Genomic DNA, 14,686 nt, shown 5'->3' with positions numbered 1-14,686 from the left:
ACTCCACTGTGCCGCGACCCGACAGATTCGACTGCTTGAAAAGCATGTCTATGATGCCAAGGTCAAGAACATGAAGTAGTCACCGTCTTATCACACCAACGATATAAGTAGGGTGCTGCGGGCCACATTCATTTTCACAGATAATCTCACGCACTTCGAGCACGCCTGCCTGCGTGGCAATATACTCGCCAAGCTCAGGCAAACGAGCCCAGTGCCAAGAAGACACCCTCCTAAATCCTCTTCCCAAAGTAGATTTAACATACTCGCATATCCACATTTCCATTGCTTTCAGCCTTTCTCTGGAATCCCTCCCATCGTACTGTTTTGAAACGGCGTAAACCTGAGTTACTCTTGGGGATTGCCAGTAAGCAGCAGACCAGAAGCCGTCCCGAACTTCATTCCACTGTATTCTTGTTTATTATGGGAATATACGCGAATACCCGCATCTGGTTGTGGGAATCAAAGAACAAGCTACGACGTACATTGACGCACGCTGCTCGGCGTCTCAGAAGAAAGCAACGCATCATTGTTTCGTTGACCTCTTACCCACCTCGGATTGCTACTATCCACGAGTCGATTCGTTCGATTCTGGCTCAGAAAATGTTGCCGGATAAGGTGGTTCTTTGGCTTTATGAGGGTGATTTCCCAAACCGCGAAAAGGATTTGCCTGCGACACTTACGCATTTACTCGCTCATGATGTACAAATACGCTGGGTAACAGAGGATTTGAAGCCTCATAAGAAATACTATTGGGCACTTCAGGAGTTTACTCATGATCTAGTCATCACTTTTGATGATGACATGATATACCCCAATACATATATCTCTGAATTGGTGGCGGCACATCAGGCTCATCCTGAGGCGGTCGTATCGATTCGCACTCATCTAATCACCTTCAATGTAGATGGCTCGCTTAAGCCGTATAACGAATGGATTTTTGAAGCGCCAGCACATTATCCGGCAATGCTGGATCGGCCTTCGATGCGTTTGTTCGGAACGAACGGTGCTGGTACCTTGTTTCCACCCCACATCATGCCTCCGGAGACGTTTGATATGCAGGCAATTCGCGATACGGCGCTGCGGGCAGACGACATCTGGATAAAGGTCATGCAAGTTATAGGCAGTATTCCCGTTGTCTCTGCAACAACGAACCAAGTAATCTCTTTGATTTCCGCCGAAGAAGCACGGACTCAAAACCGTATCGGTTTTGTACCAAACTCACAGACAGAAGCTCTTTGGAGCACAAACAGCGCAGGCGGAAACGACAAAGTAATTAAACAGATACTTGCATACCCTACGATTCGCAGAGCGTTGAACGGAGATTTCGCCGATATTGTCAGAGACGACAGCTTTGATGAGCTCATGGACGATGCCACTCGTCAATAGCTTCCGCATGTCTGGCACAGTATCTGCGTCGCGTTTACCCCAGCCCATAGAATAGGCGGAACTAGTGAAGACTGCGCTGCCCAACAGGCAGCCATTGTTGTCGTTTGTAGAATGGAACGCTTGTGAAGCAACTAGTCAACAGACTTCAGGCTCGCTACCACTATGCATTGGTGGTTTTCAAAGAGCTGGTGAAAACCAATTTCAAACTGCGATATCAAGGATCGTTCCTAGGTGTACTGTGGTCCGTGCTTCAGCCTCTCATGCTGTTCGCTGTGATGTACATGGTATTCGTCAAATTCTTGAAGTTCTCGGATGGCACTCCGACTTTCCCTATTTCGCTATTGTGCGGCACCTGCTTGTGGCAGTTCTTCTCGGAATCCACCGGCATGGGAATGCGTTCCATCGTTGATCGTGGCGACTTGCTGCGTAAGATCCATTTCCCTAACTACATTATCGTGGCATCCACAACCATGGGGTCAATGATCTCTTTGGCCATCAATCTCGGAGTGGTTATTCTTTTCGGCACATTTGCCCATGCACATTACACATGGCGCGTATTACTCGTAATTCCCAGCATCGTCCAGCTCTATGCCATCTCTCTCGGAGTGGCGCTGCTGCTTGGATCCTTGTATGTATATTTCCGAGATATCGGCCATATCTGGGAAGTGGTTCTGCAAGCAATGTTCTATGCCACCCCTATCATCTACCCGATTTCAATGGTGGTCGACCGTGGTTTTGGATGGGCAGCAAAAGTAATGATGCTGATGCCCACCACCCAAACCATTATGGATATTCGCCACAACCTGCTTTCACCGGAATATATCCCGACCGTTTGGACCACAGTGAATAACAAGTGGCTATGCCTGATCCCCTACGTCAGCTCCATTGTGATCCTCTGGCTAGGCATTCACGTATTCCGTAAGTACAGCGCCAAATTCGCGGAGGTGCTCTAATGTCCGGCAACAACACAATCGACACTGCTGCCACCAACGATACTCGTCCAGTTGTTTTAAAGGTCGAGCATGTAGCCAAATACTTCCGCTTGCCCACCGAGCAGGCCACAGGTCTCAAAATGGCATTTCTGAACTGGACCCGTGGCATTAAAGGATACACCGAACAGCATGTGCTGCGAGATATCAATTTTGAAGTGCACCAAGGAGATTTCTTCGGCATTGTCGGGCGTAACGGCTCCGGCAAATCAACACTGCTGAAAATCATCTCTCAGATTTACAAACCCGAACAAGGTAAGGTAACAGTCAAAGGAAAGCTGGTACCGTTCATCGAGCTTGGTGTTGGTTTTAATCCGGAACTCACAGGGCGCGAAAACGTATATCTCAATGGTGCATTACTCGGATTCACCCGCGAAGAAATCGACGCCATGTACGACGATATCGTGGATTTCGCCGAACTTGGCGAATTCATGGATCAGAAGCTCAAGAACTATTCTTCCGGCATGCAGGTACGTCTTGCCTTCTCTGTGGCTATCAAAGCGCAAGGCGATATTCTTGTACTCGATGAGGTTCTGGCCGTCGGAGACGAAGCATTCCAGCGCAAATGCGACAATTTCTTCTCCCAGATCAAGCATGATCCGAGCAAGACCGTTATCCTAGTAACTCATTCTATGGATGCGGTAAAGAAATATTGCGATAAAGCGATTCTCATCAAAAATGGTGAGATTGTAGTTTCTGGCAACAAAAATGATGTCGCCGATCAGTACACTCTCGAGAATCTGAAATCAACAAAGAAATCACAAGAAGAGCAGCTTTCGGAAGGACAATATCCAGCAGGTTTAAGCGAGCGCGTGCCCAAACTGGAGGTACGAGCAGATAGTTCGCCACTGGTCAAGACCAGTGATCCGTTCCGATTCCATGTTGAATATGAATTCAACGAAAAGGTAGCTTTCTATCTCATCCTCACGGTACTGGATATGCAACGCGGCGGTATTGTGTATGACACAGCAGCCGAATTACAACAAACGAAACGTGGACACCAAACCGCAACATTCGAGTTGCCGCTCAATGCTATCTGCAATGGAAATTACCGTATTACAGCTCAACTGCGCATCTTGCCAGATCCTGACAATGTCAAATCAAACCAGCAGCTTGCCTATACCGATGAAAATCGTTCACTCGATTTTGCGTTGCGTATTCCGGGAAATAACGGCTATGCATTATTGAACAAAAACACAATGCATGTCACACAGCTAGATTGATTCCACCCAGTTGAGCAGAAAAAGCTAAGTCGGTTTCATTCCAATATGGAGCGAAACCGACTTAGCTTTTTGCTTTAATGCTTGCGCAAATATCGCACACCAGCACGCAACTGTCCCAGCACGTATCGCACTGCGCTGATTGGCGTCCATGCGGCCGTATAAATCACGTTTTGAGCTGGCTCGGGAAGCTTGCGTACCGTCTGCGCAGCCACTGCCTGTAGACCCAGATGCACACGATGCTTGGCTGCTTTGAGTGTCCTGAAACGAGTGGTTGCCGCATGCAGGCCATACATGTTGCTGAGGAGGGATTCCCCTCGACGTGCTTCCACTGACGAACCCATCATCATTGCCGTGGTGTAGAACAACGAATCGACCTCAATGCGCGCATATCGATCGGAAAGTACCCATGCCGGGTAATATCCCTGCGACTGGCAGATATATCCATTGGCACGTTCAATCGCGTGTGAAACGGTACCATCTTCACCCATTTGTCCCTCCGGCAGGAAGTCCTCATACTTCCAACCGTATTCAAACAGGGGCTTCAATGCTTCTACACGGAACCAATAGCACGAGCCGATAGCTGATGCCGTGGGCTTATATGGCGAAAGCGGGACATGAATATTGAGCCGCTCTTCCAGAAGCTCTTTGGTGATGTCATAGTTCGCGCCCCAATCCGCTGGAATGGTGTGCGCAAAATACAGGGCATGGTACGGCGGCGTAGGAGCTACTTGGCCGAGTCGCGGATTCTCCGCGAATAGCGTCAGAATATTCTCTACATACGCCTTGCTGCCAAGCGTGTTTTCCATCAGCTTATAGGCGAAGCCCTGGCTCTCAGTGCCGTGGTGTCCATTTTCCTGATTCTGACTCGACTTCTTGTCGTGTGCGAAGCCGACGATATCATATTTCCCGCTCAATACCACCGGACAAGCTGCAACCAGCAGCGCAGAGACATCACGACCACGGTTCACCACCGGAATAAAAGTGGCAGGATGGCTAACACCGTGCTGTTGCATATAGTCACGAATCTGCGGAATCTTATTCTCGGTAGAAGTGATATACAGATCGGTCTCGTCAGGCAGTGAAGCAATGTAATGGCATGTGTCCTCCAACAAATCCATGAAGTATACATGGTAGATGAACGCTGAACGTGGTTTATCATGCGTACGAGGATTCAGCGCCTGCGTTGGCAAAACGTAATCCAGATGCATAGCTTTGCGGATATCGTCGATATTGTGGCCTGAAAGCACTGCATCCCAAATCATATCCGTGTCGTAATCGGTATGATCACGCAAGTAATCGAACAGATCCAGAGCGGGCTGGCCGGCAGTCTGGTCAAAATACGCGCTGTAGTCCACGAAGAAGGAACGACGCTTGAACACTGGGCAGCGGTCGTCGCTAATCAGCAGCTTGGGCATATACAGCAATGGGTATGACGAGTAACCCTTGTATTTACGCCAATCGATGTACGAAGCCCAGGTGAACCCCAGGTCGGCAAAATGCTTGGTGAAAGTCATCTCATGCTTACGGGTGACCTCGGCATAATCCTTCCACAACGGCATGGTCTCCCAATATTCGTGGAAAGCGGGTGATGAGACCAGCGAACGACGGTATGCATGCCAATAGGCTTGCAAATGCGTGGGGATGACTTCCTTGTTGACCATCTCACCCGCGTATGCAGTGATACCCCAGAAATCCACGGGCTTTGCATCCATGACATGGAACATCTCTCGGAACGGATACACCGGTCCCATGACGGTGTCGTTCAGGCAGATCACTTCATCATAGGACTCGAGCTTTTCCCAGCCGAGGGTAAGAATGGCCTGCTTGTAAGCAGCGACATCAAGTCCCTTATTCTCACGAACAATAATGTCCTGAGTATAGTTCTGGAACAGACGTCGGGCCTGTTCGTCAAGCTTCCCATTCACCACCACAACCAGATCATCGATATTATTCATCAAGTCATCGAGAAAAGGCTTGATGAATCGTGCAGCTCGACCTTGATTGTCATAAAAACAGTAAATACCCAGACGATGCATATGCGTATTCTCAACGCTCACGTTCTTATTCCCTTCCTTCCATCAGACTGTATGGCATAAGGCTGTATGACATAAAACACTTATTTTCCCTTGTTATGCAGATGCATGCGAACCAGACGAATCACATCTCTAGGCAATGAACCTTCTGGAATCACCGTGTCTGCACAACGCGCAAGAGCACTTCGCTCAGCTCTTTTCTGCGCTTCCAGTAGTTCTTTCTGTCTTGCTTCCTCCCGCTGGCGCTCTTCGCGTTTCTGCTTCAAGGCAACAACATGGCTGTCAACCTTCGAACATAACTCCCGATATGCAAGAGCCGCAGAAGAGTCCATCTTTGGCAGTACCCGATCATCGAGAAGGCGGCCCCAACGATAAAACTCGTCATCATCCACAGGAATGGAGTCTTGTGTAAGCAGCCATTGACCTCTCGCCATTATCGGACCCAACACAATGCTATACACGTCTTCTGCCGGCCATGTAAGCATAAGCCGGATCACGGCCTCTGTCTGAACATCTGGCGACAACCTCGTCACCCACTCATTTCCGATAATTCTCAGATATTCCTGCTTCAGCCAACTTGCACAATCATTAGTAGTGGAATCATCACATGTTCGCGCATATGAAGCAACGTATTCAATATCTTGGCGAGCTGATTGCTGAAGATAATTGAATTTATCTACAGATTCTTTAGACCTACCCGAAACTCCAGCTCCAAGATAGTATTTCAATCCACGGATATCAGGAATCATGCGTACAATCTGCGCTTTTGAACACAATACAAACATCTCATACGAATCCTGCATGCGTCCAAGCGGATAATCAGTCATCTCTTGAAAACCCTGCCGAACAAATTCACCATTGAATGCACAATCGATGATGCTCCACGTGTAACGATGATTACGTTGCGAAAAAATGCTCAGCAGTATCTCTAATCCTGAGAGTACGCAATCTCCTTGGTTGAACATCTCCTCATTGGCATATGAGAAAGCAATATCTGACTCCGAAGTACCCAACGGTATGACGTTGCGTCCGAAGCGAAGAAAATCGTAGCTATTATTGGTCAGCACCGGCTGAAGCAACTCGAGACAATTCCGCGTAACTGCGTCATCTCCATCGACGAAAATCACATATCGTCCGGTGGATGACAACGCGCCAGCGCGTCGTGCCAAATGAGCACCCTCATTTTGGCTTTTGTTCACTACACGGAAACGACTGTCTCCCTTTACTTCTTGCTGTATTACCGAAAGAGTGCCATCTTTGCTCGCATCATTGACCACAATGACTTCAAAATCCTGAACCGTCTGAGCCTTAATGCTCTGTAAGCAACGGCCAATATATCGCTCGACGTTATAGGCAATGACAACAAAAGAAAAAAGGGGCAGCATACAGCTATACCTCTGCTATGTCAGCGTTCTTCGCGCGACTTGACGATGATCTTGTCGTCCGCCACGTCCTTAAGATGCTTGCCGTACGGGCTCTTGCCATACCGCTCGGCGGATTCGAGGAGCTCGTCCTTGGAAATCCACCCGTTCTCGTAGGCGATTTCCTCGGCCACGGCGATAGGCAGTCCCTGCGCGCGCTGCACGGTGCGGACGAACTCGCCTGCCTCGTACAGGGAATCCATCGTGCCGGTGTCCAGCCAAGCGTAGCCGCGGCCAAGCGTCTGCACGTTCAAGGTCCCGTCTTCGAGGTACATCCTGTTGAGGTCGGTGATTTCCAGCTCTCCACGAGCCGAAGGCTTGACCTGCTTGGCGAACTCGGTGACACGCGCATCATAGAAATACAGACCGGTCACAGCATAGTTGCTGGCAGGATGCTCGGGCTTCTCCACGATGGAAATGGCCTTCTTATGCTCATCAAACTCGACCACGCCGTAACGCTCGGGATCGTCCACGTAATAGCCGAACACCGTGGCACCATGCTCCACGGCTGCGGCCTTGCGCAGCGTGCGGCCGAGGCCGTTGCCGTAGAAGATGTTGTCGCCGAGCACCAGCGCGCAGGGCTCGCCCGCGATGAACTCCTCGCCCAAGATGAACGCCTGAGCAAGTCCATCGGGAGATGGCTGCACTTTGTAGGAGAAGTTCACACCGTACTGAGAGCCATCGCCAAGCAGACGCTCAAAGTTCGGTAGATCCTTCGGCGTGGAGATAATGAGGATGTCGCGGATGCCCGCCATCATGAGCACGCTCAGCGGGTAGTAGATCATCGGCTTGTCGTACACCGGGAGCAGCTGCTTCGATGTCACCGTCGTCAACGGATACAGCCTCGTACCCGACCCGCCGGCGAGAATGATGCCCTTCATGTTCCTACCTGCTTTCCTGTTACAGCGCACGATATTTTCAACCGTACTTAGCTTACCCATAACCTTCCACCGCATCGAACCGGACAGAAAGTCTGTGCGGTTTCATCGCATACAGCGGGTACAGGTAAACTTCATGCCACGGAATACCTTGAACTTCTGGCGGCGCCATCGCGCCGAACCATGCCATCATCCTGCATACGTTTAAGAAGGCGGGACGCAGTAGCGTAACTCACCCCGAAATGTCGAGCCATCTGGGAAACCGAGGTCGCTCCACCTGCCTGACGAATATAATCCAACACTGATGCGCAGCGTTCCTGATAACTCCGCGTGTTGAGAATCACCGGATCGCCAGCGTCTTTCTCTTTCTCCTCCACTAACGCATACCGATTACCGTTGCCCTCAATAGCATCCAGCGAACGCAAATCATCCAACGCCATTTGCACACGTTCGCGGTCTATGCTCGTCCTGAATGCAATGTCTTCATCCGTCAATGTCCCGTATTGGTTCAATGCCGCAACAACGATGAGGCTTTCCACCGGCAGTGGTGAGCGTCGTTTCTCAGTAAGAGCATCGACCATGCGGACAAATCCTTCATCTACCTTGGCCTTCCGGAAGAATAGCACCACTTCATCAGGAGTGGACTGCGAATAATCCGGCAACGGCCTTCCAGCCGCTACCGTGCGAGCAAAGATGCGGTCGATGCCACGTCCCGTCCGTTCAACATAGCCGCAGCGCTTGAGCACATCGGCAAGCTGTCGGTTCCGCGGAGTCGGCGATACAGTGAGCAAATTCTCAAAGCTCACGCCTCGCATAAACCCACCGGGATTGGCTATCGTAAGGCCCGCCTCATCCATCTGAAATCGAACCGGACCAAGCAGCGTGTAATCCCGATGGCAGAATGCGTTCACCATCGCCTCACGGAAAGCACTTCGATCAATGTCATAAAAAACGGCATGCCGTGGCCCCAGCATGACCTCCGTCTGTGTGTTCCAAGGTGCAAGCAGCTCTTCAATGCGCGCAAGCATCGCCACCAAAGGCAGACGAAGCGTCTCATCCACCACCGGAGACCCGTCGCGCATCACCTGAAACGTCGCGGTGGCAGTTGGCATTGTTCGTCTCAACGCATGATGTGTACCAATGGTTACGATGCCCGCAACACTCGGTCTAACAATGCCGTCTTTGATGTCACGAGTGACCAGACCCGTCGCCCCATCGAACTCGGCGTCCGCCAGAGCCAGCAACTGATCATCGGCATGGGTCCTAGCGATTCCTTCCCGCAGCATATTTCGAGCATCGCCGTCCAAATCATTCAGAGAGGAATCCGGAGCCGGCTGCGCACTGTAATCGTACTGCCCGATGCCGGAAAGACGTGATATGAACTCATATGGATACATGGTCACATTCTCAGGTTCGCCATCTGCCTTCAACACGCGTTGAATCACACGGCCACCCTTGGTGCAAATCAGCTGCTGCGATTCGTCCACCGAGATGCTCACGACCTGGAGTCCGCAGGAATCATTGATAACCGAAGGGCGTACTTGCACTGGAGGGACGGTGTTGTTGAACACATATGCGGCCAACTGGTTGATGTTGCGATGTTTCTTGCTCACACCCGTCACAGTGCCGTCATCCTCAATACCGAGATATAACGTTCCGCCTTGCGTATTCGCAAACGCAACCATGTTGTTGATAATCACGGAATCATCAACGGGACCCGTTCGCTCGCTCTTGAACTCCACCCGGATTGATTCCTTCTGCGGCAATAGCATGGCACTCGCCTCTCATATCTCTTCAGTATCTTATCATTATCTTATCATGGTAAATTATCTTATCATCGATGATAAGATACTGAAAGGATATGCGGGAAACCGACGAGACCACATCACTCCGCAACTACATACCATTGCGAATGAATACGAGAAGCGGCTCTCCGTCTGGGGAGAACCGCTTCTCGTACAGCACATACGCCGTCGGCTGCTATCCGCGCAAAGACTTATTTGTTGAGTTCTTTCTTTACGTAGGCTTTGAGGCTTTCCTGCCAGTCGGCGGGCGTGTAGCCGGCGGCCTCGATCTTGGACAGGTCGAGCGCGCTATGCGTGGGCCTTGGGCTGACCGGGTTCTTCGCGTTCGCGAAATACTCAGTCGTGCTGATCGGCTTGACCTTCCCCCCGTTCCCGTTCGTCAGGTCGAACACCTCACGGGCGATGTCAGCCCAGCTTTTCACCTCGCCCGAACCCGTCAGGTTGTACGTACCATACGGCGCATGGCTGTCCAACAAGTGGAAGATCGCCTCCGCCATGTCACGCGTGAACGTCAGACGACCGTACTGGTCGTCCACCACCGTCACCTGCTCCAACTTGTCCTCGGGGTCGGCCACACGGTCGGACAGGCCCATCATCGTCTTCACGAAGTTATGACCCTCGCCGATCACCCAGCTGGAACGCAGGATGTAATGCTCCGGCGCGTTGGCCACCGCGATGTCACCGGCCGCCTTGGTCTGGCCGTACACGCCCAACGGGGCGAACGCCTCCGTCTCCGTATGCTCCTCGGCGGTCCCGTCGAACACGTAATCGGAGCTCACGTGCACCAGCGTGATGTGATGCTCCCTCGCCACCCGGGCCAAAAGGGCCGGCCCCTGCGCGTTCGCCTTCCACGCGACCGGACGGCCCTCCGCCGTCTCCGCCCTGTCCACAGCCGTGAACGCGCCCGCGTTGATGATCGTCCCGTACAGGCTCCAGTCATACTTGTCGTACGCCTTCGGGTCGGAGAAGTCGAACTCGTCGATGTCCGTATACTCGAAGCCCTCAAGACCATGCGCCTCCGCATACGCGCGGATAGCATGACCCAACTGCCCGTTGCAACCCGTCACCAGGGTGCGCTTCGGCGCCATGGGCTTGGCGTCCCTGAGCATCGGATGATGCAGGTCCGCCTCGCTGCGCTCCGACTCTTCCAACGGGATGGGCCATTGGATGTCCAGCTCCGGGTCCGCGAGGTTCACGAACGTATAGGTCCTCTTCTGCTCCAGGCTCCAATGCGCGTTCACCAGATACGTGTACACGGTCCCGTCCTGCAACGCCTGGAAGCTGTTGCCCACGCCACGCGGCACATAAATCGCCTTCGACGGATCCAACCGGGTCGTGAACACCTGGCCGAAACTCTCGCCCGGCCTGAGGTCCACCCACGCGCCGAAGATCTCGCCCGCCGCGATCGAGATGTACTTGTCCCACGGCTCCGCATGGATGCCGCGCGTCACGCCCTTCTTCGCGTTATAGCTGATGTTGTTCTGCACCGGACCGAAATCCGGCAGACCCAACGCCATCATCTTCTGCCGCTGCCAGTTCTCCTTGAACCAGCCACGACTGTCCCCATGCACCGGCAGATCGAACACCAGCAAACCCGGGATATTCGTCTCCGTGACTCTCAATTCCTTCTCGAACTCAAACGACATACCCGATCACTGTCCCTGCTGCTTGTACTTGGCTTCGGTGGCGGCCTTCGCGGGCTCCCACCAGGCGCGGTTGTCCGTATACCACTGGATGGTCCGCTCCAAACCGGACTCGAAGTCCGTATGCTTCGGCTTCCAACCGAGCTCGGTCTGCAATTTGGTCGAGTCGATCGCGTACCGGCGGTCATGGCCCGGACGGTCCCTCACCCAGTCGAACGCGTCCTCGCTCTGGCCCATCATCCTCAGGATCATGCGCAGCACGGTGATGTTGTTCTTCTCCCCGTTCGCGCCGATCAGATACGTCTCGCCGACCCGGCCCTTCGTCAGGATCGTCCACACGCCCGTGGAATGGTCGTCCGTGTGGATCCAGTCACGCACGTTCAGACCCTGCCCGTACAGTTTCGGACGCATGCCGTCGAGGATGTTCGTGATCTGACGGGGGATGAACTTCTCCACATGCTGGTACGGGCCATAATTGTTGCTGCAGTTCGAGATCGTGGCGCGGATGCCGAACGTGCGGTGCCAGGCGCGCACCAGCAGGTCCGACGACGCCTTCGTCGACGAATACGGGCTGGAGGGATGGTACGGGGTCTCCTCCGTGAACTTGGCGGGGTCGTCCAGCGCGAGGTCGCCGTACACCTCGTCGGTGGAGACGTGGTGGTAGCGCACATCGTACTTGCGGCACGCCTCCAGCAGACGGAACGTGCCCTCCACGTTCGTCTTCAAAAACGGCTCCGGGTTCGCGATGCTGTTGTCGTTATGCGACTCGGCCGCGTAATGCACGATCGCGTCATGACCCGGAACCAGCCTGTCCAGCAGCTCCGCGTCGCAGATGTTGCCGTGCACGAACTCCACCCGGTCACCCAGGATGCCCTTGATGTTCTCCAGATTGCCCGCATACGTCAACGCGTCCAATACGGTCACATGCACGTCCGGATGGTTGTTGTACACGTAATGCACGAAATTCGACCCGATGAACCCACAGCCACCGGTCACAATGATGTTATGAGGAGTAAAAACTTCATCAGCCATAGCATTCAGCATACCGCCAGGTGTGCCATAAGATGCAGGGTCTATAAGGTCAGTTTTCCACTAGCCTGTATGGAGTACGGCCGTCAATCGTCTTGCCGATTCGGTCAAAACGGTATCCGTCGAATTGCATCTCATCAAGCTTCTGGGTAGAAAGCACGTTGCTCACACCAAGTTTGTGCAATTGAGCGGGAGTGACCTGAAGCGTAAAGGCATCTCCAAAATCCAGTCTAAAGGGTTCTGTCGCCTCACTCTGCTGAATTTGAACAGCAATGTAGGCGTACCGGTTGTATGTATTCTCCCACTTGCCAGACGTATCCAGAGTTTTCCATGTATTCAAATCCGGTACGACTTCCAAAGCATTGAGGGTTTTAATCCCATTCGCCACCAACAGATTAGCCAGTCTTGCGCTATCGTCTCCATCAGCGACCCACATACCTGTACTGTTCTGCTGCAAATCCTGTATCTGTCGAGTCAGCGGCTGTTGGGTAAGCGGAGCAGCTCCATATTGGATAGGGTTTACCGACATTCCTGAAGCAACCATGCCGAGTATCGATAACGGGACCGCAACATTGCTGACGATTCTCTGATTACCCGCAATGAAAGAGAATGAGAGAACGGCAACAATGACGGCACAGCCGGCGGTCAACAGGCGCCCCATATACAGGGGGTAGGTGAAGTGGTTTATCGCAGCAATAACCACAGCGTAAACCAACACGACTGGAATCACTACGCGCATGTTGGTTTCCCGAGTGTTCTGCGATGCCGCGCGAATCAGCAGAATAATATTCGCCACACCGAAAACCACAATGGTTCTGCTGGAGGTGACGGGGGTCAGGAACAGTATTTTTGAAAGTCCTAACGGGAATCCAACGCAAGCAAACAACGTAAAGAAAGCGACAAGTCCAATTACGCATGTATTGAGGACGTCGACCTTCTTGTTCCTGATCATATTGATCACAGCGAGGACTATACCCACAGGGAATAAATCAACAAACGCCGATACCTCGGTGGCATTCGAAAACTCGATTCCCGGAACGCTGATCCACTCTTTGAAAGGAAGGAACAATGAACTTACTGATGAGACAAGTACGAGAGGATTGAGCCCGCCACCCGTGGACTGCCTTGCTCCAGGATAAGCGGTGTGAAGCGTCGTCTGAATGGTGTCCCAAGACATCACGAATGCCGATGCCAAAATGACGCAAAACACAACGATCTCAGCCACAAGAACGAGAATGTCCTTGCCGGAGAAACGAATATTCCCCCAATGCCGCACCACTGTGCAAATAATAAGTAGCACAAGCAAATAAGCCAGAGGAATCTGCCACGCAGGATACAAGCTCAATATGAACATGCCTGCGCACAGCAATATCACTCCGACATAAATAGCTCGAATCATAGTACGATTCCCACCAAGATATCTATCGAAGCAAACGATAGATACAAAGACAGCGATGAGCATTTCCGGCAATGAGTTCACCGCAAACCACCATTGAGTCAGCGGAGCGAAAGTGATAAGCACGGCTCCCAAACATGCAATGCCTTTATGCTCCTCACCTTTACCATTGTTGGAAACAGTCAGGAAAAACTCATATGCAGCAAGGAACAGCACAACGAGACGGGCTGCCCAGTAGAATGCAAGTCCCCTCTCGCTTCCCAACAGAAGGTAGCCCCAGTGGAACGGACGGAAGATTTCCGCAGGCGTCCATACCGGCGCATACTTATTATTCATAAACATATCTGCAGGATTACCGCTAATTAAACCATTAAAGTAATCATAATGCTCATATTCTTGGGCGAATGCAAAAGGGGTTCCTGTCGCATATTCATCAGTTCTAATAGCGCGAGGCGTACCCCACACAACACCCACAGACGCATCATGCCCGAGCCAGTAATTCCACATGCCTAACGATGAGCCATTAATATTAAGGATTACTGCACCAATTACCAGTATGAAACCGAACAATAATCGACGTGAATGCAAAAATAGCCCCACCTTGCTCGACCCATACACGACGCACGAAATGATTAACATAAAAAACATTGACGCTATACAGGCGCGAAGAGCAATAATTGTTATCAGTATAGTATTAGAGGAAATTAAATTAAAAAATACTTCCTGCAATACAGGAATCGCCTTCACGGCAAATACAACCGCACAACCTACAGATGCGATTATTACCAGAACGATACTCAGGATCCAACGTTTATATGAATCCACATCCTTATTGTCATTAAACCAGAATCCCACTGTCAAGCATTCCTCTCAATATCCTAAA

10 protein-coding genes are annotated in these 14,686 nt (G+C 51.7%); 3 read left to right on the top strand and 7 right to left on the bottom strand.

The window, feature by feature from the left end:
- The first annotated feature begins 420 nt into the window (after positions 1–420).
- The 3 genes from BW09_RS06885 to BW09_RS06875 all read left to right on the top strand — a co-directional run bounded on the left by BW09_RS06885 (position 421) and on the right by BW09_RS06875 (position 3,598).
- Entirely contained in the window at positions 421–1,386 is a 966-nt protein-coding gene (locus BW09_RS06885; protein ID WP_258185018.1) for a glycosyltransferase family A protein, read from the top strand.
- A 122-nt stretch (positions 1,387–1,508) separates the two neighbouring features.
- Positions 1,509–2,339: an ABC transporter permease gene (locus BW09_RS06880; protein WP_044089847.1), complete on the top strand. Its 831-nt coding sequence runs from the start codon at positions 1,509–1,511 to the stop codon at positions 2,337–2,339.
- Positions 2,339–3,598, top strand: a complete 1,260-nt coding sequence (locus BW09_RS06875; protein ID WP_140462932.1) for an ABC transporter ATP-binding protein — start codon at positions 2,339–2,341, stop codon at positions 3,596–3,598. Before BW09_RS06880 ends, BW09_RS06875 begins: the two co-directional genes overlap by 1 nt.
- A 74-nt stretch (positions 3,599–3,672) precedes the next feature.
- On the opposite strand, the gene BW09_RS06870 is transcribed toward BW09_RS06875, so the two are convergent.
- The 7 genes from BW09_RS06870 to BW09_RS06840 all read right to left on the bottom strand — a co-directional run bounded on the left by BW09_RS06870 (position 3,673) and on the right by BW09_RS06840 (position 14,658).
- Positions 3,673–5,634, bottom strand: coding sequence for a rhamnan synthesis F family protein (locus BW09_RS06870; protein WP_044089844.1), 1,962 nt, complete (start codon positions 5,632–5,634; stop codon positions 3,673–3,675).
- Positions 5,635–5,714: 80 nt separating this feature from the next.
- The gene (locus tag BW09_RS06865) at positions 5,715–7,016 is read right to left on the bottom strand and encodes a glycosyltransferase family 2 protein (RefSeq protein WP_140464820.1); all 1,302 of its coding nucleotides are present in this window, start codon (positions 7,014–7,016) and stop codon (positions 5,715–5,717) included.
- 20 nt (positions 7,017–7,036) lie between these two features.
- Positions 7,037–7,933 (bottom strand): glucose-1-phosphate thymidylyltransferase RfbA, encoded by an 897-nt coding sequence (gene rfbA, locus BW09_RS06860; RefSeq protein ID WP_140464106.1) that lies wholly within the window; start codon positions 7,931–7,933, stop codon positions 7,037–7,039.
- A gap of 131 nt (positions 7,934–8,064) precedes the next feature.
- Positions 8,065–9,702, bottom strand: a complete 1,638-nt coding sequence (locus tag BW09_RS06855; RefSeq protein ID WP_140464104.1) for an RNA-binding domain-containing protein — start codon at positions 9,700–9,702, stop codon at positions 8,065–8,067.
- Positions 9,703–9,926: 224 nt separating this feature from the next.
- On the bottom strand, positions 9,927–11,381 hold the full coding sequence (locus tag BW09_RS06850) for a sugar nucleotide-binding protein (RefSeq protein WP_140464102.1): 1,455 nt from the start codon (positions 11,379–11,381) through the stop codon (positions 9,927–9,929).
- A 6-nt stretch (positions 11,382–11,387) separates the two neighbouring features.
- Complete coding sequence (rfbB, locus tag BW09_RS06845) at positions 11,388–12,410, bottom strand: dTDP-glucose 4,6-dehydratase (RefSeq protein ID WP_140464100.1); 1,023 nt, start codon at positions 12,408–12,410, stop codon at positions 11,388–11,390.
- A gap of 49 nt (positions 12,411–12,459) precedes the next feature.
- On the bottom strand, positions 12,460–14,658 hold the full coding sequence (locus BW09_RS06840) for a hypothetical protein (protein WP_258185017.1): 2,199 nt from the start codon (positions 14,656–14,658) through the stop codon (positions 12,460–12,462).
- Positions 14,659–14,686 lie beyond the last annotated feature (28 nt).

Source organism: Bifidobacterium sp. UTCIF-1, assembly GCF_006408915.1.
Classification (GTDB): domain Bacteria; phylum Actinomycetota; class Actinomycetes; order Actinomycetales; family Bifidobacteriaceae; genus Bifidobacterium; species Bifidobacterium reuteri.
This window is presented reverse-complemented; position numbering and strand designations above follow the sequence as displayed.